Source organism: Puniceicoccaceae bacterium, from assembly GCA_040224245.1.
Taxonomy (GTDB): domain Bacteria; phylum Verrucomicrobiota; class Verrucomicrobiia; order Opitutales; family JAFGAQ01; genus JAKSBQ01.
This window is the reverse complement of record JBEGIR010000094.1, coordinates 24,334-51,218: the sequence shown is the minus strand read 5'-3', so window position 1 is coordinate 51,218 and position 26,885 is coordinate 24,334. Positions and strand designations below refer to the sequence as shown.

General features: G+C 52.5%; 26 protein-coding genes and 1 tRNA gene. 16 read left to right on the top strand and 11 right to left on the bottom strand.

The window, feature by feature from the left end:
* Window positions 1-634, top strand: a 634-nt coding sequence (locus ABQ298_15960) for a glycoside hydrolase (GenBank protein ID MEQ9825880.1), incomplete at its 5' end; no start/stop codon positions are given.
* Window positions 635-1,247: 613 nt separating this feature from the next.
* Window positions 1,248-3,509, top strand: a complete 2,262-nt coding sequence (locus ABQ298_15955; GenBank protein MEQ9825879.1) for a hypothetical protein — start codon at window positions 1,248-1,250, stop codon at window positions 3,507-3,509.
* A 135-nt stretch (window positions 3,510-3,644) separates the two neighbouring features.
* Here the strand turns inward: ABQ298_15955 and ABQ298_15950 are convergent, their stop codons facing one another.
* From ABQ298_15950 to ABQ298_15930, 5 genes are all read right to left on the bottom strand, one after another.
* Window positions 3,645-4,187, bottom strand: coding sequence for a VOC family protein (locus ABQ298_15950; protein ID MEQ9825878.1), 543 nt, complete (start codon window positions 4,185-4,187; stop codon window positions 3,645-3,647).
* A 70-nt stretch (window positions 4,188-4,257) separates the two neighbouring features.
* The gene (locus tag ABQ298_15945) at window positions 4,258-4,983 is read right to left on the bottom strand and encodes a hypothetical protein (protein MEQ9825877.1); all 726 of its coding nucleotides are present in this window, start codon (window positions 4,981-4,983) and stop codon (window positions 4,258-4,260) included.
* A gap of 502 nt (window positions 4,984-5,485) precedes the next feature.
* Window positions 5,486-5,914 carry a PIN domain-containing protein gene (locus tag ABQ298_15940; GenBank protein ID MEQ9825876.1) on the bottom strand — a complete coding sequence of 143 codons (429 nt, stop codon included), beginning with the start codon at window positions 5,912-5,914 and terminating at the stop codon, window positions 5,486-5,488.
* Entirely contained in the window at window positions 5,904-6,134 is a 231-nt protein-coding gene (locus tag ABQ298_15935; GenBank protein ID MEQ9825875.1) for a hypothetical protein, read from the bottom strand. Before ABQ298_15935 ends, ABQ298_15940 begins: the two co-directional genes overlap by 11 nt.
* A gap of 722 nt (window positions 6,135-6,856) precedes the next feature.
* Window positions 6,857-6,933 (bottom strand) — tRNA-Glu (locus ABQ298_15930).
* 160 nt (window positions 6,934-7,093) lie between these two features.
* Here ABQ298_15930 and rpmH point away from each other — a divergent pair.
* The 8 genes from rpmH (at window position 7,094) to ABQ298_15890 (ending at window position 14,276) form a co-directional block, all read left to right on the top strand.
* The gene (rpmH, locus tag ABQ298_15925) at window positions 7,094-7,228 is read left to right on the top strand and encodes a 50S ribosomal protein L34 (protein MEQ9825874.1); all 135 of its coding nucleotides are present in this window, start codon (window positions 7,094-7,096) and stop codon (window positions 7,226-7,228) included.
* Between the two features lie 18 nt (window positions 7,229-7,246).
* Window positions 7,247-7,603: a ribonuclease P protein component gene (rnpA, locus tag ABQ298_15920; protein ID MEQ9825873.1), complete on the top strand. Its 357-nt coding sequence runs from the start codon at window positions 7,247-7,249 to the stop codon at window positions 7,601-7,603.
* Between the two features lie 87 nt (window positions 7,604-7,690).
* Window positions 7,691-9,532 (top strand): membrane protein insertase YidC, encoded by a 1,842-nt coding sequence (gene yidC, locus ABQ298_15915; protein MEQ9825872.1) that lies wholly within the window; start codon window positions 7,691-7,693, stop codon window positions 9,530-9,532.
* Window positions 9,533-9,602: 70 nt separating this feature from the next.
* Window positions 9,603-10,343 carry a YebC/PmpR family DNA-binding transcriptional regulator gene (locus tag ABQ298_15910; protein ID MEQ9825871.1) on the top strand — a complete coding sequence of 247 codons (741 nt, stop codon included), beginning with the start codon at window positions 9,603-9,605 and terminating at the stop codon, window positions 10,341-10,343.
* Complete coding sequence (locus tag ABQ298_15905) at window positions 10,324-11,205, top strand: RNA methyltransferase (protein MEQ9825870.1); 882 nt, start codon at window positions 10,324-10,326, stop codon at window positions 11,203-11,205. Before ABQ298_15910 ends, ABQ298_15905 begins: the two co-directional genes overlap by 20 nt.
* Before the next feature lie 57 nt (window positions 11,206-11,262).
* Complete coding sequence (locus ABQ298_15900; protein MEQ9825869.1) at window positions 11,263-11,622, top strand: cytotoxic translational repressor of toxin-antitoxin stability system; 360 nt, start codon at window positions 11,263-11,265, stop codon at window positions 11,620-11,622.
* Window positions 11,623-12,207: 585 nt separating this feature from the next.
* On the top strand, window positions 12,208-13,338 hold the full coding sequence (dnaN, locus tag ABQ298_15895) for a DNA polymerase III subunit beta (GenBank protein MEQ9825868.1): 1,131 nt from the start codon (window positions 12,208-12,210) through the stop codon (window positions 13,336-13,338).
* A gap of 29 nt (window positions 13,339-13,367) precedes the next feature.
* Window positions 13,368-14,276, top strand: a complete 909-nt coding sequence (locus ABQ298_15890) for a hypothetical protein (GenBank protein MEQ9825867.1) — start codon at window positions 13,368-13,370, stop codon at window positions 14,274-14,276.
* Here ABQ298_15890 and ABQ298_15885 read toward each other — a convergent pair.
* The 5 genes from ABQ298_15885 to ABQ298_15865 all read right to left on the bottom strand — a co-directional run bounded on the left by ABQ298_15885 (window position 14,266) and on the right by ABQ298_15865 (window position 19,617).
* Window positions 14,266-15,876 carry a TIGR03790 family protein gene (locus ABQ298_15885; protein MEQ9825866.1) on the bottom strand — a complete coding sequence of 537 codons (1,611 nt, stop codon included), beginning with the start codon at window positions 15,874-15,876 and terminating at the stop codon, window positions 14,266-14,268. The genes ABQ298_15890 and ABQ298_15885 overlap by 11 nt on opposite strands.
* A gap of 27 nt (window positions 15,877-15,903) precedes the next feature.
* Window positions 15,904-16,284 (bottom strand): fluoride efflux transporter CrcB, encoded by a 381-nt coding sequence (gene crcB / locus ABQ298_15880; protein ID MEQ9825865.1) that lies wholly within the window; start codon window positions 16,282-16,284, stop codon window positions 15,904-15,906.
* Complete coding sequence (locus ABQ298_15875) at window positions 16,281-17,267, bottom strand: N-acetylmuramoyl-L-alanine amidase (GenBank protein MEQ9825864.1); 987 nt, start codon at window positions 17,265-17,267, stop codon at window positions 16,281-16,283. The genes crcB and ABQ298_15875 overlap by 4 nt, the downstream gene beginning before the upstream one ends.
* Window positions 17,268-17,315: 48 nt before the next feature.
* Window positions 17,316-17,912: a translation initiation factor IF-3 gene (infC, locus tag ABQ298_15870; protein ID MEQ9825863.1), complete on the bottom strand. Its 597-nt coding sequence runs from the start codon at window positions 17,910-17,912 to the stop codon at window positions 17,316-17,318.
* 133 nt (window positions 17,913-18,045) lie between these two features.
* Entirely contained in the window at window positions 18,046-19,617 is a 1,572-nt protein-coding gene (locus tag ABQ298_15865; protein MEQ9825862.1) for a FecR domain-containing protein, read from the bottom strand.
* A gap of 416 nt (window positions 19,618-20,033) precedes the next feature.
* Here ABQ298_15865 and ABQ298_15860 point away from each other — a divergent pair, with 416 nt between their 5' ends.
* Genes ABQ298_15860 through ABQ298_15850 form a run of 3 tightly spaced genes read left to right on the top strand, consistent with a single transcriptional unit; the run spans window position 20,034 to window position 23,683 of the window.
* Window positions 20,034-21,908: a hypothetical protein gene (locus ABQ298_15860; GenBank protein MEQ9825861.1), complete on the top strand. Its 1,875-nt coding sequence runs from the start codon at window positions 20,034-20,036 to the stop codon at window positions 21,906-21,908.
* Complete coding sequence (locus ABQ298_15855) at window positions 21,905-22,720, top strand: hypothetical protein (GenBank protein MEQ9825860.1); 816 nt, start codon at window positions 21,905-21,907, stop codon at window positions 22,718-22,720. The genes ABQ298_15860 and ABQ298_15855 overlap by 4 nt, the downstream gene beginning before the upstream one ends.
* Before the next feature lie 60 nt (window positions 22,721-22,780).
* Window positions 22,781-23,683: a nucleotidyltransferase gene (locus ABQ298_15850; protein MEQ9825859.1), complete on the top strand. Its 903-nt coding sequence runs from the start codon at window positions 22,781-22,783 to the stop codon at window positions 23,681-23,683.
* A gap of 10 nt (window positions 23,684-23,693) precedes the next feature.
* On the opposite strand, the gene ABQ298_15845 is transcribed toward ABQ298_15850, so the two are convergent.
* Window positions 23,694-24,713 (bottom strand): haloacid dehalogenase-like hydrolase, encoded by a 1,020-nt coding sequence (locus ABQ298_15845; protein MEQ9825858.1) that lies wholly within the window; start codon window positions 24,711-24,713, stop codon window positions 23,694-23,696.
* Between ABQ298_15845 and ABQ298_15840 the strand changes: the two genes are divergently transcribed.
* From ABQ298_15840 to ABQ298_15830, 3 genes are all read left to right on the top strand, one after another.
* Window positions 24,712-24,855, top strand: coding sequence for a hypothetical protein (locus tag ABQ298_15840; protein MEQ9825857.1), 144 nt, complete (start codon window positions 24,712-24,714; stop codon window positions 24,853-24,855). The two genes, ABQ298_15845 and ABQ298_15840, sit on opposite strands and share 2 nt — an antisense overlap.
* Window positions 24,856-24,963: 108 nt before the next feature.
* Window positions 24,964-26,055 (top strand): peptide chain release factor 1, encoded by a 1,092-nt coding sequence (gene prfA / locus ABQ298_15835; GenBank protein ID MEQ9825856.1) that lies wholly within the window; start codon window positions 24,964-24,966, stop codon window positions 26,053-26,055.
* Window positions 26,056-26,177: 122 nt separating this feature from the next.
* On the top strand, window positions 26,178-26,861 hold the full coding sequence (locus tag ABQ298_15830) for a TorF family putative porin (protein MEQ9825855.1): 684 nt from the start codon (window positions 26,178-26,180) through the stop codon (window positions 26,859-26,861).
* Window positions 26,862-26,885 lie beyond the last annotated feature (24 nt).

Below are 26,885 nucleotides of genomic sequence, written 5' to 3'. Positions count from 1 at the left end.
GTGGCCTTCCAAAACAAAACTGGCCGCAGAACTGGCGAAAACCACGGGGCATTCCGTCTATACGAGCTTTCTTCAGGAACACCGCACCCAAATTCTCGCCTCATTTGAACGCGCAGGTACCGCGATTGCGCTCGCGGTTGCGGTGCTCGACGACCCGGAGTTCACAGCGGCTGCCACCGAAAAAGCACGCGAATTCGCGGCTCAGATTCAGGACCTCCAGCAACAAACCCCGTTTGGAGTTCCGTATCAGCCCGCGATCTGGGGTGATGGCTGGAAGATACAGCGCTTTGGCATGCAGCAGTATTTCCTGCATCAGTGTTGGCCCGACCTCTTTCCCAGCGAAAACCTGTTCAAAGCGCTCAACTTCATCCTGGGATGCCATCCGGGACCCAACCCGGCTTCTTTTGTATCAGGTGTCGGTTCCACATCCGTACTGACCGCCTACGGAATCAATCGCGCAGACTGGTCGTTCATACCGGGAGGTGCCGTTTCGGGAACAGCCCTGATCCGTCCTGATTTCCCTGAATTGCTGGACTGGCCCTACCTCTGGCAGCAAACCGAATATGTCATGGGAGGTGGAGCAACGCATTTCATGTTCATGGCGATGGCCGTGCAGGCCCTGCTGTCGGAATGATTTGGAGGATTCAGGAGCTGATATTGCGTGTCGGGATACCGGGACATTCAATTTATTGAACAGCGCGACACTCATGTCCGGCCTTCGGCCAGACCCATATGCGCACCTGCGGCCCGCCCAGATTTCAAACTACGCCGTCCGGCGAAAGCCGGACATCTGGCCCCTGTGGGGGCATTTGTTGAAATTTAACTCATTTACATTCTTTGTCCGGACTCACATGCGCTTTTGCGCCGCCCTCAAATTCGAAAATATGGGTTTGCGCCAGTCGGAAACATATGGGTTCCGAAGGAACATTTGTTAACTCTCTCCGATTGAAGATTTTACAACGCTACGCTCATGTTCGCTCTCCGCGCGAACCCACATGCGCGCCTGCGGCCCGCCCAGATTTCAAACTAGATGGGTTTCCGCCAGTCGGAAACATATGGGTTCCGAAGGAACATTTGTTAACTCTCTCATTAACAACAGGTCGGGCTTCGCTAAAGTGACGCTTGGGAAGCCTTTTCGCATGCGAACCTGCACGCGTTCGCTTGCGGTCGGATCAAAATCTGTATAAGTCTTTTTGGATCTCCTTTGCAGTTCCTCTGCTGTTACACATCCAAGCGATCAACACATCATGAAATCCACCCGACTAATGCTTCACACTGCCATCCTCGTGGCAATGTACAGTTCAGCCTCGGCGGCAACGATCAGCTGTGATCACGCACCGGGCGATCACGTCATCTGTCAGCTGAGATCGACCGGACAGTCGGTTCCGTCCTATCTGCCTGCCCGCAAAGTTCCGGAATCCGGACGCCTGCAGCTGCATTCCCTCGAACTCGAATCCAATCCGCTTGCCTTACCCAGTCGCTCGAAAGCCATTTTCAAGATGGATTTTGAAGAGTCGGTGTCGCAGGAAATCCGGAACGCCGCCAACTATGCCGCCGCACTCTGGTCCGAACTTCTGACCACGGATGAACCCATCCATGTCCTGCTGCTTGCGGAAGCGGAAGAAGAAGAAAGCTCTACGCTCGCCAGTGCCTACCCGGCAAACGTCCTGCTAACCGCTGCCAACAGTCATCTACCCGAGCACTACAGCCCTATCGTAGTTGTGAATCGCCTCTACGGTCTGGATTTTCAATCGGGTTCGCCCGACATCATCATCCGCATCAATACCGCTCAGGAGTTTTTCTACGGTACAGACAGACAATGTCCGCATTATCAACAAGACCTCTTATCGGTGATTTTGCATGAACTGGGACACGGTCTCGGTTTTTACGACAGCGTTTTTGTGGATCCCGAAAAGGAAGAACCCACCACTGCACGATGGGGATTCGCTGACGGAAAGGGATTTGCCTACGACTACCTCATGGTCGATGCTTCGGGAAATTCAATCGTTTCCAACATTCCGACTCGCGAGGAAAGTGAGCAACTCCTACGTTCAGCCACATCGAGAACTGTTCATTTTGCGGGACCATTGAGCAAGGCCGCATCTGATGGAAAGGGTCCTCGTCTCTATGCGCCAGCTACCTGGGACAGTGGATCGTCGCTAGCACATCTGGAGGAATCCCGACTGATAACCAGCTGGGAAAATACGCTCATGACTCCAAGAATCAACATGGGAGAGGTTGTTCATGACCCGGGTCCACTAGCACTCGCGATCCTCGGAGACCTGGGATGGGATCATATCTGGGTCAATCACACCCAAGTTTCCGACACCGAAGATCTCCATGCCACGCTTTCCTTTGAAACCCATATTTTCGGAGATTCTCCGCTCGAAGCGGCACCCACACTCTACTATCGCGAACAATCCGAAACCGACACGCCCTACCAACAACTGCCCATGGTTCTTGGGGTCACACCCGGTGCCTTCTCCACTCCACTGCAGTTGATGGGGAATCTGCTCACCCTCGAATATTACTTTGGTGTACAGGCGTCCTCCGGGCGCAGCTACACCTTTCCTACGGACGGAGCAACACATCCCTTACAGGTGAAGGTCGGACCCGACACGACACCACCGACACTTTCTCACACGCCACCGCCCTACCACCTCGGTCACCGCAAGGTGCTTGAACTACAACTGGAAGCCCGGGACAATACGGTAATGGGAGAGATTCAGGCCGAGTTCTGGCTCGACGAAACACCACTGGGAAGCGTGTCTGCGGAAGCTGTGGATTCGGAACTCTGGCAGCTGAGCATCGAACTTCCCGATCTTTCCGGTGCTAACCGAATCGAATATCGATTCTCAGGCTGGGATGCGGCCCTGGCCCGCAATGGCACCCGTTTGCCCGTCGACGGAAACTTCATCCTGCCCATCGAGCCGATGCGCGCACCGGCGACATCCTACGCAAATGACCTCGAACAGGGAGCGGCAGATTTCATACTCGAAGGATTCGAAGTCCGAACCCTTCCCGGCTTCACAAGTGCATCGCTCGGAACACTGCACCCCTATCGCAACAACGGCGTCCGCATTGACTCCTACGCCTATTTGCGTCAGCCCATCCTCGTGCAGAGCGGAACGACACTCTCCTTCGATGAAATCGTTCTGGTCGAACCCGGAGAACCCGATGTTCCCTTTGGGGAATCCGAATATTGGGACTACGTGGTCGTTGAGTTTTCTACGGACCGTGGACGCACCTGGAGTCCGATGACTGAGGGATGGGATTCGAGGGCCGATGCCGCCTGGCTGCTTGCTTACGAAAACGGAATCCCTGAAAACTCGCAGAATTCGAATACCGTCGGCACGCCAGAAATGTATCGGCAACGAACCTTGTCCTTTGATGACATCCCTGACCTTGCAGCTGGAACCGAAGTCATGCTGCGTTTCTACCTCTTCTCCGATCCCTATGCAGTCGGATGGGGCTGGGAAATCGACAACATCCGCATCGGAGTTGAGTAATCTTTTCAGGCATTTCCAGCCTGCGATGAAACATATACGAATGATTCGTTTCAGATACTGAACCCACGATTTCACAAAACACCGTCCGGCAGATGCCGAACTCAAAAACAAGACACACACAGATTGCTGAGCTGTCTAATCCCGAAACTGCATGACTCCTTCCGGTGAAAATGACCAGTGCTCCGAATACGCTACCTCCCAAAGGTATCCATCAGGGTCTGAAAAATAGCCGACATAGGCGCCCCACGCGACTTCGTGAGCCGGTTTCACAATCTTTCCTCCAGCCTTTTCTGCATTTGTCAGTACGCGATCCACTTCCTCCCGCGTCAACACACCATGACCCAGCGTAAAACCGGAAAAGCCCGACCCTGGATTACCCGTAACCTGCAAATCCACCCCACTGGTTCTTGCCAAATCAGCGTAGGAAAAAAGGAATAACTTCGCTCCCGATGTGGTGAACAAAACGATCCCACCGTCAGGGGTCATCTTGGTTGGAAAACCAAGGCCCTCCTTGTAGAAAGTAAACGATTTCTGCAGATCGCTGACACCGAGAGTCACGACATGAATTCCAGGTTCAAACTCTGCACCCTCCACTTGTTCTGCAGCGGATTGAAAGAGGCCTGATGCGCTAATGCACCAGGCAAACAAAATCAGAACCATGCTCTTATTCAGATCCATATCCCAATGTGATCATGCAGCGATGAATCGAATGGATTTCATACGATTACCCCAAAAGTTTTCGATTCGGTTACATTTCTTCAATTTCGAGGTCCTCATCAGCCACATCGACAACCATATCATAATACTTCCAAAGGAAATACTCCTCAAAATCTTTAAGACTCTTCAGAACTGGCCAATCGCGATCATCAGTCCACCAGGATGCAAATTCCTCAATCGCAATTTCCAGATAATTTTTGTCCATGATTGATCGAATTTCAGCTTCATCTGTCAAAATCGCCTCGTCGACAAGATAGATTGTGGGATCTCTCTTGATATCTGCATCTGATAACTTGAACTCACCGGACTTATCCACTTCGTTGACCCATTTCAGGAATTTCTTCTTGGGCGTGAGGATGACCGCTGACCTGTTTAATAGGCTGTGCATTTTTCGGATTCTGATTGATTCAAAAAATCGGTAATACAGTGTGCCTGAAACCAAAAATTGTCCATCCGATTCTCCCTCCAATAAAGTATAGCTCAAGGAAGGGACAAATGACCATTTTTCTGCAATATCAAGTTCAACACCCACTGCGCCTAACACAGCCATAGATTTCACTGAACCAGCCCAGTTCCAAAACTCTTGACTTAAATAACCAGCCCCAACTTCAACAAATGGCTTTCCAAACGTTTTTGTGGAATAATATTGGTTCTTCGCTATTTGCAATAAAAGAGCGGTTGGATGGGGATGGATCAGGAAAATGTCGAACGAGCGGAGTTTCGAGTGTCCAGGGGTCGAAATTTTTACAGTTTTCACTGCGGAATATTCTGGGGTTCTCTTGAACCTGTTAAAGGGAAAAGGCGGACAATTTTAGGTTTTCCAAATTTCCACGATTCGAAATTTTTCCAAATTCCGCTACGGAGCAAAAGAGATTGTTTTGAACCTGCTACACGGAGGGACGACGTGTATCCTGCTCCGGCACAAGCCGGATCAAGAGAGTCCGTTAGGACGAACGGTGTTCGATAACATGCGCTTGGATGGAACAAGCTACGCACTGCTGGGACTGGAACATCGTTCAGCTGCGCTTCACTGGATGGACTGGCGGTGCCAGCCCAACAGGATGCGCTATGCGCAGCAGGATTTCTGCATGAATGGGGTCTTTTTTTTGCGATGCCGATGCCGAACTTCGTTCGACCCGCCAGCGCGGGACTCGCAGATCGAACCCGGAGTTCTCATCCCCACTGTCACAAAAGTTTCGGACACAAAAAACCTCCGAGAGTCGGAGGTTGATAAGTGAGAAAGCTGAAGGATGGGTTTCTCACGAAGGAGCCAAAAAGGGATTCTCAACCGTGATTCCGAAATACTGTGCACTGTGCGTCAAATCCTCGCTGAGGATCGTGGTACAACTGGTAGCCTCGGCGGCAGCCACGATCAGGGAATCCCACCAAGAGAGATGGTAACGGCGCTGCACAGCATAGCCGCGTTGAATGAGCGGCATATCGATTGCCACCGGATCCCAGACACTAAGCGCTTCCACGTCATCCCATGCCTCATCTGGAGAGAGGCCTGGATTCAGCTTGCGGGTAACGTTGACGAAATATTCGTTGAGCACCTGCACCGACAGTCTTCCATTTTGCCCCTCCCAGAGCTGATCGATGCGCCGCGCGGCAACGGATTGTTTCACGGGTTCGGAGGCATCTCGTGCATAGAGCAAGACATTCGTATCCACGAAGATGTTAACGATCATACAGGCTCTCCCGAGAGGGATAGGATGTTCCGGCAGGTTTGAGAGCTTGGGGACCACGGGCCGTGAAACGTCTGCGCCCACGCTCATACTCCTTTTCCTTGAGCATCTTTCGGCGCAGTTCCTCTCCCAGCAGTCTGGAGACACTGGTGTCCTGCTGGGCTGCGGTCACCTTGGCCCACCGGAGCACCTCTTCCTCCAGAGTAATGGTCACGTTTTTCATGTAACACGAAAATAGTGTTCTATGCGATATTGTCAACTGGCCAAAGCCATCGGAGTATGGAGCAACTTCAGGGATGTAGCATCGGAGCAAGCCCGAGTCCTACAGAAAAGATGGATTCGAGCACAAAAAAACCTCCAGGAGTTGGAGGTTGTGGCAAAATGGAATGGCATCCACTCATAAGGGGTATCCTACAAGTCCAATGTTTCAGGATTGATTTGAAAGGATAGAGATCCCACGGGGATCATACGTAAATCTGAAAAATCAACAGCAGGTCCACGGATTCCCCATTAAGCAACGGCTCGGACCGTGAATACTGGATTCGGGGAGGGCAGAATCCCAAAAGACATCGCGTAGGGGATTGACCATCTCGCATGCTCGATACGCGGTGGGCTGCCAGGAAGGTCGGTTTGGTGGCAGTTTGGGTTGGTGGGCGTCCAGGAAAGCGGCGTCGGGACGAGTCCGAGCCCTACGAAAGCGTAAAAGTTCTGGCACAAAAAAACCTCCGAGAGCGGAGGTTGTGCCAAAATGGAATGGCATCCCGTAGGGGATTGACCGGCTCGCAGGCTCGATACGCGGTGGGCTGCCGGGAAGGTCGGTTTGGAGGCAGTTGGGATTGGTGGGCGTCCAGGAAAGCGGCGTCGGGACGAGCCCGAGCCCTACGAAAGCGTAAAAGTTCTGGCACAAAAAAACCTCCGGAAGTCGGAGGTTGTGCCAAAATAGAATGGCATCCCGTAGGGGATTCGAACCCCTGTTGCAGGGATGAAAACCCTGTGTCCTAACCTGGCTAGACGAACGGGACGCAACAAGAAAGTCAGGAATTTGCAGATATTCGATTTGCGAGGCAAGCACTTTTTCAAAAAAAATATCGCCGGATGTGGGAACGATGGGAGCGGAAAAAGCCCGCATATGGGCTTGACAGGTGGCACAGCCTTTGACCTTATGAAACGTTTTTACTTGTCATGCAACCAACATACAGACCATCAAAAATCAAACGAGCTCGTAAATTTGGATTCCGCGCGAGAATGTCCACCCGCGGTGGACGCAAAGTCATTGCGGCACGCCGTCGCAAGGGTCGCAAGAAACTTGCTGCCTGATCCAAAACAAGTTGAACCATGCATTTCGGCTGGCAGACGCGCCTTGCGAGATCCAGCGAAATCAACCGGGTATTTAAGGAAGGAAAACGCCACAACTGCGGCGTTTTTCTGCTTATAGCGGCAGAGCGTTCTCCGGAAGCCCGTGTTGAGCGGACGCCACGGCTGTGTGTCATCGTCTCGAAACGCATTTCCAAACGTGCCCCGGATCGAAATCTGCTGAAGCGCCGCTTTCGCGCCCTTTACCGCGAATACCATGAACTGCTGCCGGATCACCTCGATTTGATCCTGATTGCGCGCCAGGGAATGCTGACAACGCCCTACGCGGAACTCCAGCAACGCTTCAAGAAGGCTTGCGCAAAGTTGAAGGGAATCTAAACTCACTGATTTTTGCTTCTAAACCTGGCGGGATTCCAGACCCGGAACAACAACCGAAGGCACCTGCATCCAGACCGCATCCATTTCATGAAAAACTCAAACTCGATAATAGGGTTAGCACTGATCGGCCTCGCGTTCGGTCTCTTGTATTTCAACAGCAAACAGCTCGAGCAGAACCCTCCCGCCGCGGAACCATTCCTGCCGACCGAAGCATCCCCTACGGGTGAGGTCGATGCTTCATCCACCGCATTTGAACAGGGAGTCGAGTCTTCCTTTGTTCCAGTCGCTGCGGAGGACTCCTTCGAAAATGGAACTGCAAGCGAAGCGGCATCGAGCACTGCGGAGCAGGAAATCCCGACGGATCTGACGCTCTCGAACGCGTTCATTTCAGTCGATTTCTCTACAGTGGGAGGCGCGATCAAGGAGATTCGCTTTCTTCAGACCAAGAAGGGAGGGCCGGATGATTTTGTATTCAACCGTGGATCGCATGTCACAGCGTTGCAGCTGTCGCGGCGTGAGGCGGGCGGTGCAACCCGGCTGCTCAACTATCCCTTTGAAATTGTGCGAAGCGATGCGCACTCCGTTTTGTTCGAATACGATACGGGGCGCGGGGTGAAGTTTGTGCGCTCCTATCGACTCGCTGCATCGGACGGGGAAGGTCCGTATGCGATTGATCACGTCACCACCATCGTCAATGCCTCCACGGATGTGCCGATCAAGATCGGAGCGACGGCCGACACGGAACTGCTGATGACGCTCGGAACGGCATTGCCAGTGGACAGCGACAAGCACGGAGAGTTCCAGTCCTTCGCCTATTTTGACGGGAAGGATGACGAGTTCATCAAATCCACCTATTTCACGGGCAGCAAGGGGTTCCTTGGGATTGGTGCCAAAACGGCCCGCAGTTCTTACGAGCACCGCAATATTCCGGTTCAATGGGCGGCCGTGAAGAACCAGTTTTTTGTGAGTGTGTTCACTCCGGAGACTCCTGCATCGTCAGTTTATGGACGTTCCATCGATGTAACCAGCCTTGTCGATACACGGGAAAATGCGACCGGCATCATTGGCACGATTGCCTTCAACCCGGGCGTGATCCAACCGTCGAGCGAATGGAAAATCAGAGGCACCTATTACGTTGGTCCCAAGGAGTACAAACGACTGGTGCGACTGGGGGAAAAGCAAGATCTGCTCATGCAGTTCGGATTTTTTGGCGCGATCAGCAAGATCCTGCTGTCGCTGATGTATTGGATTCAGGGCTTTGCCGGAAACTGGGGGGTGTCGATCATCCTGATGACCGTGATCGTCAAACTCGTCTTCTGGCCACTGACCTCCTACTCCGCACAGTCGAGCAAGAAGATGCAGCTGCTGCAGGAACCGATGAAGGAGCTGCGCGAGAAGTATGCGGACAAGCCGGAGAAGATGCAGCGCGAGACAATGCTGCTGTTCAAAAAGTATGGCGTGAATCCATTGGCTGGTTGTTTGCCAATGCTGGTGCAGATACCGATCTTCATTGGACTCTACTGGATGCTGCGCACCTCCTCGGAACTGCGCTACGAGTCCTTCCTGTGGATCAAGGACCTTTCGCTGCCCGACACGGTTGCGACCATTGGCGGTTTTCCGCTCAACATTATGCCGCTGCTCAACGGGGTGGCGATGTTGTTCCAGATGCGCCTGATGCCGATGTCTCCGACTGCTGACCCGATGCAGCAGCGCATCATGCGCTTCATGCCCGTCATGTTCCTATTCATCATGTATGGATTTTCGTCGGGCCTGGTGCTTTACTGGACCGTGCAGAGTGTGCTGTCGATCATTCAGACCCTGCTGGTCTATCGCAAAACGGAGAATGCAGAACTGAAACCGGTTGTTCCTGTCGCCGCACCTGCCACGAAGAAACGGCCCGCTTCGGGAAAAGCCAAACGCAAACCCTGAGGCGTCAACGAACCCACAATACCTTTGGCTCGCAGAGCGAGTGCAAAAACCCAACCCTTGAAAACGACCTATGTCCGGACACAGCAAATGGGCAACGACCAAACGTCATAAAGCCGCGATCGATGCCAAGCGCGGCAAGATATTCAGTGTGATCAGCAAAGATCTCACACTCGCAGCTCGCGATGGCGGCGGGGATCCAGAGTTCAATCCTCGGCTGCGTACCCTCATTGACAAAGCCAAGGCTGCCAACATGCCGGCGGACAACATTGATCGTGCGATCAAAAAGGGTACTGGCGAACTAGAGGGCGCAACCATCGAAGAAATGGTCTATGAGGGCTACGGCATCGAAGGTGTTGGAATCATCGTAGAGGTCACCACCGACAACAAAAACCGCAGTGCCGGGGAGGTTCGCTCCACATTCTCAAAACACGGCGGCAATCTGGCGGGTCCGGGGGCACTAGCCTTCAACTTCCAGAAGAAGGGGCAAATTCTGATCGCAGCGGACAAAACTGACGAAGACACCCTGATGGAAATTGCAATCGAAAACGGCGGTGAAGATGTGATCAACAATGATGATCACTTTGAAGTGCAGTGTGCGATTGCCGACTTTTACAAGCTCAGTGATGCGATCCAGAAAGCGGGACTCGAACCGGATTCGGCGGAGATCGCCTACATCCCATCCAACCTGGTGAAAATCACGGACAAGGAAAAGGCAAAGCGTGTGATGCGCCTGATCGAGGCACTGGATGACCTGGACGACACTAAAAGCGTGTTTTCCAACTACGATATTGATGAGTCGCTGCTCGATTGAGCAGGCATTGACGGAAACTGCGTTGAATGCGCGGGCAGGATTGCAGTGCCTCGAAGGAACTCCGATGAAACCGCCACTTCTCATCCAGAGTCGCAGCAATGCACGCATCCAGCACATTGCTGCGCTCAAGCATGCCAAAGCCCGCCGGGAGAGTCAGCAGTTTCTGGTGGAGGGCATGCATGAGGTTGCGGTAGCATTGGACACCCAGATGGAAATTCAGTGCATTGCCAGTGTGCACGATTCGGTATTTTCACGCTGGGAATCTCAGATCTCAGATGCTGTCGAAACCCTGCTCGTGAGTGCGTCCGTTTTTGAAAAAATGTCGGTTCGCCAACATCCGGACGGGGTATTGATGGTGTGTCGGCAGCCAACACTTCCGCCTGTAGATTCCCTTCCGAAAGAGGCGGGCACAGTACTGGTGCTCGATGGACTTGAAAAACCCGGCAACCACGGGGCTATCCTGCGTACAGCAGCAGCTTTTGGTGTGAATGCGGTTGTGCTCAACGATGGGCAGATCGATCCGTTTCATCCGAATGTGATTCGTAACTCGCGCGGTCACTCGCTTCGCATATCACACTACCGGGGCAGTGCCGAAACAACGCGTGCCGTGCTGGAGGCCAGGGGATACACCACCTGCGTGGCTTCACCCAGCGCGACCGTGGAACTGCACGAACTGAAACTGCCCGCTCGCTGCGCGATCATTCTCGGAGCCGAACACGAGGGTGTGAGTGCATTTTGGGAACAGCACGCTGCGCAACGATTTCGGATCGCGATGATCGATGCCGTTGACAGCCTCAACGTATCGGTTTCAGCTTCCATTGTACTCTATGAGGTGTTTAAACAACAGAAGCTACCCGACTGATGCTTTTGTGCGTTGACCCATGAGGAAGGTCGGGCTTTAGAGTTAATCCATCGAAACATGTTTCAACTGAACTTCAGCGAACAAAGCATCGGCGAACTGAACAAACTGGACATCTTCGCCCAGCTGCGGCTGGTCAACCAGATCAGTAATCTTTCAGCTGAGCAGTTGGTGCAGGCCACGGGAGAAATTGGGAAATTTCAACGCGGCAGCAAGGTGTTCTACCGATTTCGGGCGGACGACTTTCGCATCTATTTTGAGCGGCAGGGCGAACACATCCTTTATTGTCACTACATCCTGCACCGAAACACGCTCACGGACTTTATTTTTCGCGTCAAACTTCCGGTCTCAGAAGAACAGATGGTCGAACAGCACGAGTCATTCTGGAAGTACCTCGATTCACTCAAAAAGCAAAAATAAGCCTGGCATGCAATGGGTTCGCGGAAATCGAACCAGGAATCACTTCGAGTACATGGTTGGATGACTGCGCAATCACCCTCCGATGGGTATCACCTGTGCTGGCGTTGAAGTTTTGCCCATTTTCTCATACTGGTTCTGGTTTTGTTCACGGAACAGAAACGTAGGGTCTTCGCTAGCCGGAGACCTCAGTTACCTCACAGGGTGCGGCATCGCGGTGAACGCGAGCCCTACGGAAACGTGATTGATGATCAGTGTTTTTAACAAGAATGGGTATCAGATGAAATCAGGCAAGTTGACGCATCCCATTTCAGCCATGCAAAGCGCGATTTGAATGCTGTGAACAAGTCTGAAAAAGCTGTGAGCAAACTGGGTACTTTTCCGAAGTTGATCACATATTCTTTTTGCTGGAGAATTGCACGCAAGGTTGAACCCAGAAGAAAATCCCTTAAATCATTGATTGACGGAAGGATGGGAATTTGTTGATCTTGTTCACACACCATAAGAATAGGGAATGATTTATATTTAAAAATTCTATAATATAATAGGATTGAAAATAACTCACCAATTTGGGAATCTTGCACCAGAATGAAACTGAAGCTAAACCGAGACCACCTCTTCAACGGATTGCAACAAGTGATGAACCTGGTGGGCAGCCGCCAGACGATGCCTATCCTCAAGAACGTGCTGATTGAAGCCAGTGAAGATGAGGTTTCACTGACGACAACGAACTTGGATTTGGGCATTCGTTGCACGGTCAAAGCTGAGGTACTTGAAGAAGGCTCGATCACGCTTCCAGTGCGAAAACTGGCATCGATTGTTCGGGAGTTGCCCAGCCTGGAAGTCAACCTCGATACAGCGGTCAACAATTTCACCAAGATCACTTCGGGGGGGTCGACGTTCAAAATCATGGGAATCGGAAAAGAAGAGTTTCCGCCGCTTCCCAGTTTTGACGATCAGTACGTGTTCAATCTCGAGCAGAGCAGTCTGGCTCGCATGCTCAAGAATGTATCCTATGCACAATCCACGGATGAGAACCGCTATGTGCTCAATGGGGTATTTTTCAATTTCCAATCGGCTTCACTGCGCCTGGCAGCCACAGATGGTCGACGCCTTGCGGTTTCCTCCGAAAAGATTGAGGCACCCGAGGAGAATGCAGGTAGCTTGATTTTGCCTGCAAAGACGGTAAGCGAGCTGGAACGTCTGCTTTCCTATGGGGACAATCTGAAGATTTTGTTCAATGATCGCCAGGTTGCGTTTGAATTGTCAGTTGGAGAGCAGGGAGAGTCTCAGGGACTGATGAAGAGCATTTATCTGGTGTCGAAGATTGTGGAAGGAAAGTATCCCGACTACCAGCAGGTCATTCCAAAACAGGCAGAGCACCGGATCAAACTCGAGCGGGAACTGATGCTGGAATGTGTGAACCGTGCGGCACTGGTCATCAGTGACAAGCAGTTTCAGGTAAAGCTCAAGATTTCAGAGAATCTGTTGGAGATTTCGGGAGAAAGTCAGGAGTTTGGGGAATCGCATGAGACGATGGCAATCGCCTATGAGGGTCCTGAGGTGCAGGTGGCTTTCAATCCTCGATTCCTGATGGAACCGTTGAAAGCGCTTCCGAACGATGAAGTTTTCTTTGAGTTCAAGGACGAACTCAGCCCGGGCGTTTTTAAGACCATGGATGATTTCCTCTGTGTGGTCATGCCGCTCCGCATCAATTGAGGGCGGAGCCTGCAGGAAATCCTTTCTGAATGTTTGCACTGATTCAGCAACAGGGAGCCTTTGCATTGGCAGGGTTCGCTTTTGTGCTATTGATTTCACTATGGGCGCTGCATCGGTTGCAGCGCAGCCTTCCTTCACCGGTGAATCGCTTGATCGTGCGATGGGTTCGACTGGTTGGCATTGGGCTGTTCATCGGGTTGCTCTTTAAAGTGACCTTTTTTGCGGAAACTCCCTATTGGCGACTGTATGTCATGGGAGTTTTGTTTTGGCTGTTTGTCGAGTCTGGCTATGTCTGGATCTATATCCTCGCCTGGGACAAAAGTGAACTTCCGCTGTTTCCATCGATCCGGGAAGTGGAACGGGTGGAATGGCCTGCAAATCACCGTTTCTTTCTGATCAAGGACTGGATACGTGAAAACAACTATAGTTTGCAGGCCTGTTTCCAGTATCGTTACGAAGAGGAAGTTTTGCAGCAGGTGCTGGTCTATCAAAGTCCAGATGCGCTGACGCGACTCCAGGTCATTGTTGTCAGCGATGCTTCGGGGGTAATTCTGGACCAAGTTGTGTTTGCCTCAGTTTCAGATTCGGGAGAACTATGGGTGACAGACAATGTGTTCATGCCGTTCGGTGGGGTTTATCCGGAAACCTGGCGAGTGCAACGGCATCCTGCCGTGCGTAAGATTTCAAAAATTGCCTCGATGCACGAGAGACGAAAGCATCAGGCGGGTTCTGAGAACTGGATTCCATTTGAGGCGCAGGTGAGTGACTGGCTGTTCGAAATGCAGCAGACGCTTGAGCGCGTCAACGTCAATGCTGGCATATTGAACGAGCGAACGGATCGGGATGAATTTGGGAAAATGACTGGGGAAGGCCGATACCGGATCTGGAAAGAACTCCTGTTGCTCAACTATCTGGCGATCAGTCCGTTCAATCGTTGAATTTCGTTTTGGCATCGGAGTCAGTTGGCTTGGGGTGCGAATCGTGCGTTGAACTGATGGAGTCGAAAGATTCCTGAAGTTCAGGTTCCCATTGCGAACGACTTTGATGCATGAGCTGCATGAATCGTTGTGCGATGTTGGCATCATCAGTGTCTCGCAAAGACTTGAACGTATTCAGATAGAACGGAGCCAGACTGGAGGGAATCATGGGACGTGATGAAAGGTAGTCGTGCAATTGGTTGCGGGTTGAGGTGGAGATGTGGTTGGACCAGGTTTCCAGAATTTTGATCGCCAGAGGGATGGATGGAAACTGGGTTTGCGCGTCGACTGCGTGTTGACAGGCCAGTCCGGTGTTTTGGGATGCGATGCGATTGAGCGCAATGATGCGTTCGTACGGGGTTGAGTCACTGCTGTTGAGAATGTGAATTGGATTCCATTCATGAGTGGGTTGAAAGGGCTGGTAGAGAGGGTCGCCCAGGGTCACGTTTTGCCAGCTGACAGAAGGTTGTGCATACAATGAGGCGTCTCCGAGGCAGTATCCTCGAAGGAGAAGTTCGATGAAAAGGTCCGGGCGAAGCGTGAGTTGAAGGTAGGGTTCGTAAACATTACCAAATGTCACTGTAAAACCAGCGTTGACCAGAGGACCGGCCCAATTTCGGGAAGGGGTGCGCAGGGAGGCAGCGGAATAACTGTGAATGTGAGCACCGATGGCTCCTGTAGGAATGGATGCGGGTGGCAGCATGGGACCTGCGGCATGAACCTGATACCAGCCCAGATAAATAGCCGGGGCATCGTGGCGGTCGGTGATCGACCAGTGCCGACCTGGTGGAATGAGCTCAACGTCGTACCCATAGGCACGTAGATGGGTAGCGGCTTCGCGAAGCCAAAGATTGCCGTCGGCGTGATGTGAATGGAGATCAATGTAGGCACGACCGGAAAGAAAGCTTCGCTGTTCGGCCGCGATGGCATCGCGCACGAGTGATTTGGCATGCTCAAATGTGGGGCCTTCGAGGCGGCAGACGGAAATGACCTCAGTGTAGTCAAGCTGTGTGGGGGAAGGTACCTGAAAGAGCGGATTGGCGACAGGACCCAACCAACGTTGATTGGATGCGGCGACAAGTGCCAGCTCTGAATCCACGGATGCCTGGGTGGTTTGAAGTCCAGCGGGGATGCGATCAGAAAGTTCCGCATCAGGGGTGATGGCAACGCTTGCAACCTTGAGGGGTACACCCATGCACAGGACGAGGTAATGGAATTGGGTTTCGTACACCTGAAAGGCGTAGCGCCCGGAATCATCCGTGATGTTGTCGAGAAGTGTTCCCTCTACCAGGCCACGTTCGAGAAGTTGTTCCCTTACCGGATGGAGAATTTCCCGGATAAACTGTTCACGCGGGATTGTTGCCTCGGTTGAGGTGTGGAGAACGATCAGGTTTTCCTGAGGAATCGAACGGCTCTCGAGGTAGAATTGTGCGAGTTCGAGTGATTCGGGCACGGTTGCATTGGCAATGACAACCACTTTTCCGGGGTCGGGTGCAGTTCTGGCAAATGCAGAAACTGCCGTGAGGCAAAGCAGAGTGAACCATGGAAGGAATTGTCGCATCACGGGATTGGCTGTGAATGCCAACGGCTAAGGCAGGAATGATTTTGCAAGCGAATATCCAATCCACACGCAGAGGATGGAACCCAGGTTGTTGGCCAGAATATTCGTGATGGCGAGTAACCAGCGAGAGTCCTGCAACAATTCAAAGGTCTGGAATCCGAATGTAGAGAAGGTTGTGAAACCACCGCAAAACCCGACCGCCAGCAGCAGTCGCAGCATGGGGCGAAACTCGACACCAAGGAATGGGCTGGCGAGGACGGCACCGAGCAGCAATGAACCCAGGAAATTGACCGAAGCCGTTGCGGCTAGTCCTTGATTGGGAAACAGGCTGGAAATCCAGAAACGCAGGACGGAACCAGCGGCACCTCCCAACGCTACGGCTGCAAACTGGGCAAGGGAAGGATTCATGATTCGTTCAAGCGCGCCTGATACTGAACGATGGCAGTGGTAAGTGTGGTTGCCAGCAGTTCCAGATAAGCGTCGTTCTGAAGTTGGGTGGCCGTTTCGGGATGGCGAATGAACCCCAACTCGACAAGTGCTCCCGGGCAGGAAAGGTCTTCCAAAACCCAGAATCGGGATCGCTTCACACCCCGATCCGTTTGTTTTGTGGAATGGATGAGATGTTTTTGCACGGTGTAGGCCAACAGGGTATTGAATGCATCGTATCGGTTTGCCCGCCTGAAAATCTTGTCAGAAGCGTCGAGTTCGGAGCGACTGGTTGAGGGCTGGTTCAACAGGGTGAACGCAAAGGTTTCGATACCGTTCGCGGAATCCTGGGTTGACGCGTTGAAGTGCAGGCTCAGGAACAGATCTGCTTTGACCTTCCTGGCAATATCGGAGCGTTGTTTTAGGGTGAGGTATCGGTCATTTTTTCGAGTTAGTACAACTTGAAAACCAGCCCTTTTCAGGTGGCGTTCGAGACGTTTGCTGACCTCGAGTGTGAGATCCTTTTCGTTGAGTCCGAGGCTTAGGTTTTGCGCTCCGGGGTCTTTTCCCCCGTGACCTGCATCGAGAACGATGGTGCGGAGTTGTTTTTGATGTGATGAAAGTCGGGGAGGAATAAGGATGGAGGAGATGGTGAACTGCCAGTCGAGTTCCGGCACATAGAGTGTGCCGGAGCGTTCAAGTGTTGGGTAGCCGAGATACATTCGAATACCGTTGATGCGGAAGATGCGGCTCCCGTTTACAAAATCCATCTGGGTCCACTGACTGGAAAGTCGGGTGCTTCTGCCATCGTCGCCAGATTCGAGTTTCATGCCCAGGCGGTTGCCGATTTCGGAAACACTGCGATAGAGCACGCCATTGGAAAGAAACGTATCAGCCTTGCTTTGTACGGGAAGGAAACCCGCAGCAAGCAAGGCCAGCAAGGAGATGAAAAAGCTTGCTTTCACAGCTGCGCAAGACGGGTTCAGTTGCCGGTTTCGCAGGTGGAGTCAGCCTCAATCTTCGCTGTGATATTTCAACTGACGCTTCGCTTCGGGAAGTGGAGACATTACCACGGAAACGGAGCGACCAACGAGTTTCGGATCCATATCGGCTGTGCCGATGTGGTTGAGGTCGGAAATGGCTTGTTTTACCTTTTGGAAACCCAGTTCCTTGTGCTCCATTTCACGTCCACGGAACTGAAGACTGATCTTGAGCTTGTTTCCTTTGTCCAGAAATTCCTCTGCCCGGCGAATCTTGGTCATGTAATCATGGGTGTCGATACCCACGCGCAGCTTGATTTCTTTGATCTTCTGGCTGGAGGAGTTTTGCTTGCTCTCCTTCTGCTTCTTACTCTGCTCGTATTGGTACTTCCCGTAATCGAGAATCTGGCAAACGGGAGGTTTGGCAGAAGCGGAGATTTCTACGAGGTCGAGACCGTGGCGTTTGGCGAGGGCCAGGGCTTCCTTGGGATGCATGATTCCCAGCTGGCGTTTGTCGGGCCCGATGACACGGATTTCAGGGGCCCGGATTCGTTCGTTTTTTCTAACAAAATTGTTGGATCCGCGTCGGTTGTAGCGGGACCTGCCACTTGATCTGGGTTGATATGCCATTCAGTTGTTACGAGTTTTCGATAAGCGATGGATGTTCGAGTGAGAGTCGGCGTCCAAAATGAAAAGACTGGCTCGAGATCGCAATGCCTTCGAGCCAGTGTAGATGGAATTCAAATCCTGGAATCGGTCCAAGTCAAGGTGATACGGGATCCTCTTCTTCGGTGAAGCGTTGAACGTTTCCTGGATTTCCCGGAGTTCCAATGGCAGTCGGCCCAGGCAGAGCACCAGCAGCGAAAGCGATGGTGCGGTCGATGAACTCGTAGGAGGGGGGAATGATGGCCGACTCGGTAATGTGGGTGTAGGATGGAGGTGTTGTGAAGCTGAAATCAATTCCATCCTGTGAGTATTCGATGAAGGTCACATTGTCACTGACCAGGCTCAGGTTGCTGCTGGATACGACGACAGTGTTGACGCCGTTTGCACCCTGTGCTGTGCGGTTCTGACTGACGGTTTGGAACGCATTGGTATCCATCTGCAGGAATTCGACGGAAGCCACAGTATCCCCGGCGATGGTATGGCGATCAAGCGGGCTGATGACGTGAAAGGTGTCGATTGCGGGCGTTCCGGCAGTCGATGCGGTAATGCGACCCGTTTCCACCCGAATGAGAATGTGGGTCAAGGTGTCTGCGGATGGGTTTCCGAGCACGGGCTGACTCGTCAGGGATTCGAGGTAAACATTGGATGCAGGTGCGACTTCGAGTGTTGCGCCATTTGCGAAGACTCCCGAGAGGGAACCGTTGTTGGAACTGCGAATGATGGTGCCCTCGGGCAACAGCATGCCGATGGAGATATCACCGATTTCACCCGAGTTGATGTTGAAGTAACTGACATCAGCAGCTGCTGTGACCAACAGGGAACCGAGCGGATCAGAGCCTCCGTAGAGTGCGTGGTCGGCGATGTATCCGAGGCGGTCGATGAGACATGGGTCAAAGGGAAGCAGTGAGTAGGTGGAAGCATCAAATGCCTGGCTTGCGGCGTTGGTTGGACTCAAGCCACTTGCGCTTGCCTGGTCGTCAGCGAGAATGATCGCTGTGGCTTCGGATCCCAGGCTCGTGCTTTGCGTTTCGGCATAGGGGTCAAAATGCCCGTAAGTAACCTGACCATCATTGGAAACCAGTTCATTTTCACTGAGTGTGTTCACTTGAATGGGCATGGTTCCGAGATTGATTGCCCGACTTACATTGCCGGAGGCAGCGTTGGACTTGCCATGAGACACAAAAAACTTGGTGAGGTCGGCCTGAACCTCAGTTGTGGGGGTTTTGACCCGAAGATCACCCTCCTGCTTTTCTGTGGCATTGACGGTGATGTCGCCGCATTCGATGCTCATCTGCAGGTTTGAAGTGGTGGAACTGGTTCGGGAGCGTGCTGCGGAGAGATCCATGCGGGCGCTCCGGTTGGTCCGGGCAGATCCGCCGACAGCAAAACTGTCGATGGAGACGCGGGAATTGGGAGCAAGGCGTGCCACAACACCATTTGAGAATACCAGATCGAGGTATCCATCACCTCGTGTTTCGATGACAAACCCTTCGGTCAGGAGGGACTCTGGCGTAATGTCTTCGGTGGCACCCGTGTTGATGTTGTGGGAAACAGCCGATCCACGAATGTTTTTGAACGTTATCGTTCCGGGCTTGAGTGACTGTGCATACAACCCGGTTGTCAGGGCCAATGCGCTGGTGAGCGTAGCGAGAAGATATTTGAATTTCATGATCAAAGAGTGATGAAAGTTTTGTAAATGATAAAGGGCCTTCACTTTTTGTCAATGCTATGACTTGTTTCGTGTGATGCTTTGTGCGGGACCGTATCGGGAGGGAAATGAATTCGATATTAGGTGATCATTAAGTTTGGAAGTATCACGATACAAACAGGTAAAAAAACTTGTGGTCGCTCCTGCCTGAATGACAATGAACGACTCTTCGCTCGAATGGACAGCGGTTCATCATCGGGAGGAAGGCGATCCTCAACTCTGGAGCATTGGGCATGTGCTGTCGTTCTGATTGAAATCACGATGGACGGGGTGGCTGATTTTGACTTTTGGGTTTGATTGTAGGTTTGGCACCTGCAATTACTCGTTAAGTGATCAGGTGTGGTGAGTCGCTGCATTTGAAGGGCTTTAACGTGGAGATGAAGTGCGACAACAGGCGAAATTTTCGAGGGTGGCTGAGACGGAGTTCCGGCACCTTGTTCTGGGTGTTTGTCACTCCACTGATTGGGTTTGCGCAACCGTTTGAGGTGGATTCCGGTTTTTCAACAGCGGAGACTGTTGTGGGTCGGAGCATCAATTATTCCATCACGATCCGAAAGTCTCCGGATCAACACAACCTGGTGTTGGAGTCTCCTGCGCAGCCGGAGCTGCCACGAGTGGCGGGTTTGACGTTCGGGCGGTTTCAGACGAGAGAGCAGTACCTGTCCACATCGGGCAGTGATCCCGTAGGCGTGACACTGGCGTTTGAGGTGGTGGCCGATGAGGAGGGTCGCATCGTGATGCCAGCGTTTGAAATTCCCTACATGGGGCAGCGCTTGCAGGTTCCGGCGACATCGATCCGGGTGCGTTCGCCGAGTTCCAGTTTGTCGGGCGAAGAGGTAGAGTGGTTCTTTTTTGAACTTGAGAATCGACCCGATTCGCTGCACGTGGGTCAGCGTTTTAAGACGAGTCTGAACCTCTACGTGTTTCGGGGTCTTCGCAATGTCACATTCTCGAGTCCGGCGCCAGTAGGAAGTGATTTTTCACTGGACGCGATTTCACCCGGCCCGACTGAGCGTGTGGCGACACGGGGACTGTACCGTTACAGTGTGTACAGTTGGCCATTGACCTTTCGTGCGGTTCGTTCTGGCAGGATTTCGGTTGGGTTCAAATTGGATCTTAACTTCACGATACCCAATGATCGCATTGAGTTTATCCGTGCGGTCCGTGCGAATACGGCTGAGTCGATTGCGTCGATCGAAACCTTGCTGCAGGACTCGAGCAAAGAATCGCAGGTGATTTTTTCGAAGAACCTCAACTTTGACGTGGAATCGCTTCCAACGCCGGGAGAAGCGGCTTCATTTTACAATGCGATAGGAAAATTCCGCCTGAAAACACAACTGGAGGAGCGTAGTCTGAAAGTGGGCGAACCCGTGAATGTGGTGGTTGAAATTGAGGGTGAGGGAAATTTTGGTTCGCTGCGTTCGCCTAAGCTTCCGCTGGACAAGCGTTGGCGTGTTTTCAGTCCGCAGGAGCAATTTGAAGATGGAGATTTCCTGGGCTATCGCGGGAAGCAGATCTATCGCTATGTTTTGATCCCGCTAAGCTCGGAAATCTCAGAGTTTCCTGCGTTTGCATACACTTATTTTGATGTGGAAAAGCGCGATTTTGTCACCTTGCGTTCCGATCCGATTCCTGTGGGAACAGTCGGAGAAAATCTCTACCGTGAGGAAGATGCGGAGATGCCGGCACCAGCTTCTGAGCGGGAGCAGTCTGCGGAATTGAGCTTGGACAGCTATCTGCGCTGGGAACTGGGCCAGGCGTGGGAGATGCAGCGTCCGTTTTTCCAGCGGATGCGATTCTATGGGATTCAAGGCGTGTTGTTGATGCTCTTTGCGGGCGCCATTGTTTGGAAGCGACGACAGATGCGCATCCAACAGGATGCTGTTTTTGCGAGACAGTTGAGGGTGGAGTCCTGGATTCGTAAGTACACCCGCCTGGCAGGCATCGCTGCCCGGGAGGAGGACAGTGAGCAGTTTTACGAATCTGCATTTCTGGCATTTTGTGCAGTGGTTGCTTCGATCAACGATGCAAATGTCGAGGCCATTACGGTTGAGGATGTGGAGTCACGGCTCCGCAACATGGATTTGAATGACAATACCAAGCGTGTGATTGAGGGATATCTCAGGCGGTATGAACAGCATCGGTTTTCCGGTACAGTCTTGGAGAATCCACCGCTATCGCATGAATTTGATCGGCTGCGTTCCATACTGAAACGTTTTAACCAGCAGCTCGAGAAGACGACAAAGGCATGAAGAAGCAAGGTGCGAGAGTCGGGATGGCGTTTGGATTGAGAACTGCGGCGGTCCTGCTGATCGGGTGGTTTGCCAGCCCGCTACTGTGGGCAGAAAAGGCAGATCCAGTTGATGTGGAAATCAACTTTCAGGAGGGAAACCGACTGATGTTGGATAAGCAGACGGATCTGGCCGTGGAACGCTATCGCCAGGTGCTGGCGCAGCAGGAGACGGCATCACTCCATCACAATCTGGGTATTGCTTATTATCAGAGCGGAGACACGGGTCGGGCGGTGCTGCACCTCGAGCGTGCTTTGAGGCAGGGTTTTGGCTCGACGGCGACTCGGGAGATCCTGAGCGTGGTTCGCCAGAGTGAGGGCATCGCTCCACCGCGCTATACGGTACTGCAACGGCTGGCGAGGTCACTACCCGAGGGACTGTGGATGGTGCTGGTGTTTTGCTCGTTCTGGAGTTCGCTTGTGTTGGGAGTCTACTTTTACCTTCTGGTGAAGCGACAGTCACTGTATCGGGATGTGGCAATTCTGTCAGCACTGGTGTTTGGATTTTCCTGTGTTGCCTGTGTGGGACTGTCGCAGGATCAGCACCATGGGGTGCTGCTTGGAAATCCTGTTGGACTGAAGGTGGTTCCCACTACTGAAAGTGAAGCATTTCTGATGCTGAAGTCCGGAGAGATGGCGCGCTATCTCAAGCGAAACAACCACTATGTTTTTGTGGAAACCAGCGGCGGGGTGCGGGGATGGGTGCCGGAGTCGCAGTTTCTGCGCATCCGTGACCGTTCGATAGGCAACCCAGTGAGTCCGGAGGATGCCTAGTTTTGCGGATGGGTTCGCTTTCCGGTGGACATGGGTAAAGGAGCTTTTATGTGTGGAAGCATGCATTGCACACTTGTGGTTTTAGCGGCCGGACTGGGAAGTCGGTATGGTGGACTGAAGCAGATGGAAGGCTTTGGACCACATGGAGAAACACTTCTGGAGTACAACCTGTATGATGCGTGGTTGGCTGGCATTCGCCGCGTGGTTTTTATCATCCGTCGCAGCATGGAGCAGGATTTTCGGGATCGGGTGCTTACTCGTTTGCCAGCGGCGCTCCAAGTGGAATTGTGTTTTCAGGAGATGGATGCATTGCCACCGCAGGCGATTTATGCGCAGGACAGGGTCAAGCCCTGGGGTACGGGGCATGCCATTTGGGTGGCAAAGGATCGACTGGATGGACCCTTTGTGGTTGTGAATGGAGATGATTTTTATGGGAGAGACGGATTTGTGCAGCTCACCCGCTTTTTTGCAGAAACAGGCGGCGAAACGCACGCGATGGTAGCCTATCCGCTTGGAAAGACGCTGTCGGCAGAGGGAGGCGTGTCGAGAGGCATCTGTGAAGTGGACCCGGATGGATGGTTGTTGAGCATTCGGGAAGTGGGAGGCATTGAACGTGTGGACGGCAAACTGCGGAGTGCTGTTGAGACGTCTGTGAAGTTGGATGAACGCACGCCGACGTCGATGAATCTGTTTGGATTTTCCCGCTCGATCCTTGCACGAATTGACAGGGATTTCCGGAAATTTCTGGAGCAGCACGGAGCTGAAATGAAGTCGGAATTTTTTCTTCCCTCAGTTGTGAATGAACTGATATCGGATCAGCCGTGCGCGATGCGTGTGCTCTGCAGCGATTCGGACTGGATGGGAGTGACGCATCCCTCAGACCGTGATCCAGTAGTTGCCGGAATTGCCCAAAAGGTGAGGCAGGGACTCTACCCCGAACAGCTTTGGGTTGAGCTGCGATAGGGTGCTCTGCTCAGGCCAGAAGCTCGGTTTGATTGGGGGTTTGGCGAGCGGGTAAATCCGGTTTATCACTGTGCAGATGACGGGGCGGTTTCACAACCCGGCTGGCCAGCATCAGCTCGCGCTCTTCGACAATGCGGTCACAGATGTCGGAAAGGTGCATTTTGAGCCACATAGCGGTGGAACTGCTAGAGCGATAGTCTGCAGGTCCGTAGGCTTTGATGCGACCGGTCTGCAGCAGGGCGTCATTTTGTCGGAATTCCTGTGGTTCTTCGGGATTGTAGACGGCGTAGGTTTTTCCACCGCCCTTGTTGACCACTGAAAACACCGGGACGTCACTGGGGCCGTCGGCGATATATATCATGTTGCGAATCGGAATGCGTCGATCCTCGGGCTGGATGTTGGCATTGACGTCAATGGATTCGTTTTTGTTGGAACCCTTGTTGATTTCGAAGATGTAGCGCGTCTTGATCGTATTGTCGACGATGGTGCCGATCTGGCTGATTTCGGGTTCGGTATCGATGGACAATTCCTTTTGGTTGAGAAAACCAGCGGGAAGTGGATTTTCAAGCAACTCGCAGCCAAAGATGCCGTCGACAAACTCCGCAATGGAACAGCCGCGGATGATTTCAGCAAGACCGGTCGAGATGATATAATGCTCGAGCGAGATGTTGCAGCGCTGGTAAAGTGGATGATTTTCAATCAGGTCCTTCAGGTATCCGAAAAAAGAAGGTAGCCCGGGATAAAAGCGCAGGTGACGCCCACACTCGCGGAGTTTTGCGTTGTTGAGTCCGGCCAGGCGACCGGCTTTGATGTAGGTGAGCAAGTGGTTGAGGTAGATGGTATCCTTCGAAACGACCTGTCCTCGCTCCTTGTAGATGGCAGGCAGGTGATTGACTTCTTTCCAGAAGGCCTTCTCATCCACATCGAACATCTGAAAAAGGGGGGATTGCATGTAGCCGGGGATGAGCGTCTTGTCGAAATCCCAGATGCAGGCGACGATGTTTTGGCTGTGAATGGTTCCTGGAATCATGGCGGAAGTGGGTTTGAAAGAATGGATGGATGGCGTCTGTGGTGGATTGAGAATTCGCGGTCACGCGAAACATGAGCGTTCGGATGGAATTGCCATGTTGATGGTTTCCCTGATCCATTTTGCCCAGCTCTCACCTCTCTAGCAGAAAACTCTGGGATTTACAGGAAGAAAAAATGCAGTCAGCCTAACGCATGAGTCCTGGTGTGATAAACCGGAATCATCGGTTCAGGACTCGATGTGAACTCAATCGATGCAAATTATTCCATCCCTAGACCCTTTTCGACGCAGGTATGCGGAACTTGAGCAGTTGCTCGGATCCAGTGAGGTTTACCAGGATCCGAGAAAGGCTGCTGAATTCTCGCGCGAACATTTGAAAATCAAGAGTATCCTTGAGCTGGAGGATCGTCTGAACGCGATTTCGGAGGAACTCCGGGGGAGTCGCGAATTGCTGGATGAAGGAGATCTGGATGAGGAGATGCGGGAGCTTGCGCTAGTGGAGCTGGCGGAGCTTGAACGCGAGCGGGAGTCAAAGGAAAAGGCGCTCTTGCTTGCCATGGTTCCCCCGGATCCGAGCGATGACCGCAATACTGTGATGGAAATTCGCGGAGGTGCCGGAGGGGATGAAGCGTCCATTTTTGCTGCGGACCTGTACCGCATGTACTGCCGCTATGCGGAGAGCAAGGGGTGGCAAATTGAGAATCTCGGATCGAATCCTTCAGAATCCGGTGGGTTTCGGGAGGTATCCTTTCTTGTGAAGGGCGAACAGGTGTTCAAGCGCTTGAAATTCGAGAGTGGAGTGCATCGCGTTCAGCGCATCCCGGTCACCGAAACAAATGGCCGTATTCACACCTCGACTGCCACCGTAGCGGTATTGCCGGAAGCGGAGGAAGTTGATGTGGAGATCGCGCCTGCGGACCTGGAAATCACGGTCTGTCGTGCCAGCGGACCGGGTGGGCAAAGTGTGAACACCACTGACTCTGCGGTCCAGGTGCTCCATCGGCCGACGGGCATGATCGTGACTTGTGCGGATGAAAAATCCCAGCACAAGAACAAGGCAAAGGCGCTGATGGTGCTGCGTTCGCGCCTGCTGCAACGCAAGCAGGAGGAAGAGCGCGCAAAATATGCGGCACAGCGCAAGCAGCAGGTCGGTTCGGGAGATCGCAGTGAGCGAATCCGCACCTACAACTTTCCTCAAAGTCGGGTGACGGATCACCGTATCGGTTTGACGCTGCATAGCCTTGACCAGGTGATGGAGGGCGAAATCGACGAAATTGTGCTGGCACTTGAAAATGCTGATATCGAGCTGAAGCTGCAAGAAATTGACCAGCAGCGTCCAAGTTGAAGCTTTAGGGCTGAAAAAATGACTTTTTGGAGGTTTGGCACGGCTGTTGCATGCGGGTGTCCCGTTCCCGGTGAGCTTTGACCATCGGGAACCTACGATTAATAAGCAACAAACCAATCTATATGAAGAAAACTATCCTGACTGCCATTTCAACACTGCTCGCTGCCGCTTCCTTGAATGCGGCTGTCGAGATCAGCACCGCTTACACCAGTGATTATTATTTCCGTGGCGTGCAGCTTGCGGATTCAATCATTGAGGCTGCGATTGAATATTCTGACGGAGACTTCTATCTGGGAGTGTGGACTGCCCAACCCTTTGCTGCCGCTGATGACGATACGCTTTATGGAAATGAAATCGATTTCTACGGCGGCTATGTCATTGCCCTGAGTGAGACGGTTGCGCTTGATGTGGGACTGACCGCCTATGTATATCCGGATCTTGATGAAGGGGATACGGCAACATACGAAGGTTATCTGGGTGTGTCCTTTGATGCTCCGCTTTCACCTGCCCTCTATGTTTATTATGATGTGACGCTTGAGGTGCTCAGCGTTGAGGGAAGCTTGGGTTACAGCGTAGCAATCGATGAAACCTCATCGCTTGACTTCGGAGTTGCTGCAGGCTTGGTATCTCCCGATGAAGGTGACAGTGCCATGTATTACACGGCTTCGATTGGATACGGATTGAGCCTTGCTGAAAACGCATCTTTCTCTGCGAGCTTGAACTATCAGGATGGTGAAAGCGAACTGACCGGTGGAAACTGGGACGACGGGTTTTACTTCTCAGTAGGACTCTCTGCTTCATTCTGAGGTTCGGAGCATTTTTCTCCCATC

What these genes read in the sequence shown, in the direction of transcription:
- rnpA (MEQ9825873.1), top strand. Translation starts at nt 7,247, where the DNA reads ATGCATTTCGGCTGGCAGACGCGCCTTGCGAGATCCAGCGAAATCAAC.
- ABQ298_15940 (MEQ9825876.1), bottom strand. Translation starts at nt 5,914, where the DNA reads ATGATCGTTAACATCTTCGTGGATACGAATGTCTTGCTCTATGCACGA.
- ABQ298_15830 (MEQ9825855.1), top strand. Translation starts at nt 26,178, where the DNA reads ATGAAGAAAACTATCCTGACTGCCATTTCAACACTGCTCGCTGCCGCT.
- ABQ298_15840 (MEQ9825857.1), top strand. Translation starts at nt 24,712, where the DNA reads ATGGCGGAAGTGGGTTTGAAAGAATGGATGGATGGCGTCTGTGGTGGA.
- ABQ298_15845 (MEQ9825858.1), bottom strand. Translation starts at nt 24,713, where the DNA reads ATGATTCCAGGAACCATTCACAGCCAAAACATCGTCGCCTGCATCTGG.
- ABQ298_15850 (MEQ9825859.1), top strand. Translation starts at nt 22,781, where the DNA reads ATGCATTGCACACTTGTGGTTTTAGCGGCCGGACTGGGAAGTCGGTAT.
- ABQ298_15935 (MEQ9825875.1), bottom strand. Translation starts at nt 6,134, where the DNA reads ATGAAAAACGTGACCATTACTCTGGAGGAAGAGGTGCTCCGGTGGGCC.
- crcB (MEQ9825865.1), bottom strand. Translation starts at nt 16,284, where the DNA reads ATGAATCCTTCCCTTGCCCAGTTTGCAGCCGTAGCGTTGGGAGGTGCC.
- ABQ298_15900 (MEQ9825869.1), top strand. Translation starts at nt 11,263, where the DNA reads ATGTTTCAACTGAACTTCAGCGAACAAAGCATCGGCGAACTGAACAAA.
- ABQ298_15955 (MEQ9825879.1), top strand. Translation starts at nt 1,248, where the DNA reads ATGAAATCCACCCGACTAATGCTTCACACTGCCATCCTCGTGGCAATG.
- ABQ298_15855 (MEQ9825860.1), top strand. Translation starts at nt 21,905, where the DNA reads ATGAAGAAGCAAGGTGCGAGAGTCGGGATGGCGTTTGGATTGAGAACT.
- ABQ298_15890 (MEQ9825867.1), top strand. Translation starts at nt 13,368, where the DNA reads ATGTTTGCACTGATTCAGCAACAGGGAGCCTTTGCATTGGCAGGGTTC.
- ABQ298_15860 (MEQ9825861.1), top strand. Translation starts at nt 20,034, where the DNA reads ATGAAGTGCGACAACAGGCGAAATTTTCGAGGGTGGCTGAGACGGAGT.
- ABQ298_15905 (MEQ9825870.1), top strand. Translation starts at nt 10,324, where the DNA reads ATGAGTCGCTGCTCGATTGAGCAGGCATTGACGGAAACTGCGTTGAAT.
- yidC (MEQ9825872.1), top strand. Translation starts at nt 7,691, where the DNA reads ATGAAAAACTCAAACTCGATAATAGGGTTAGCACTGATCGGCCTCGCG.
- dnaN (MEQ9825868.1), top strand. Translation starts at nt 12,208, where the DNA reads ATGAAACTGAAGCTAAACCGAGACCACCTCTTCAACGGATTGCAACAA.
- ABQ298_15885 (MEQ9825866.1), bottom strand. Translation starts at nt 15,876, where the DNA reads ATGCGACAATTCCTTCCATGGTTCACTCTGCTTTGCCTCACGGCAGTT.
- rpmH (MEQ9825874.1), top strand. Translation starts at nt 7,094, where the DNA reads ATGCAACCAACATACAGACCATCAAAAATCAAACGAGCTCGTAAATTT.
- ABQ298_15950 (MEQ9825878.1), bottom strand. Translation starts at nt 4,187, where the DNA reads ATGGATCTGAATAAGAGCATGGTTCTGATTTTGTTTGCCTGGTGCATT.
- infC (MEQ9825863.1), bottom strand. Translation starts at nt 17,912, where the DNA reads ATGGCATATCAACCCAGATCAAGTGGCAGGTCCCGCTACAACCGACGC.
- prfA (MEQ9825856.1), top strand. Translation starts at nt 24,964, where the DNA reads ATGCAAATTATTCCATCCCTAGACCCTTTTCGACGCAGGTATGCGGAA.
- ABQ298_15910 (MEQ9825871.1), top strand. Translation starts at nt 9,603, where the DNA reads ATGTCCGGACACAGCAAATGGGCAACGACCAAACGTCATAAAGCCGCG.
- ABQ298_15865 (MEQ9825862.1), bottom strand. Translation starts at nt 19,617, where the DNA reads ATGAAATTCAAATATCTTCTCGCTACGCTCACCAGCGCATTGGCCCTG.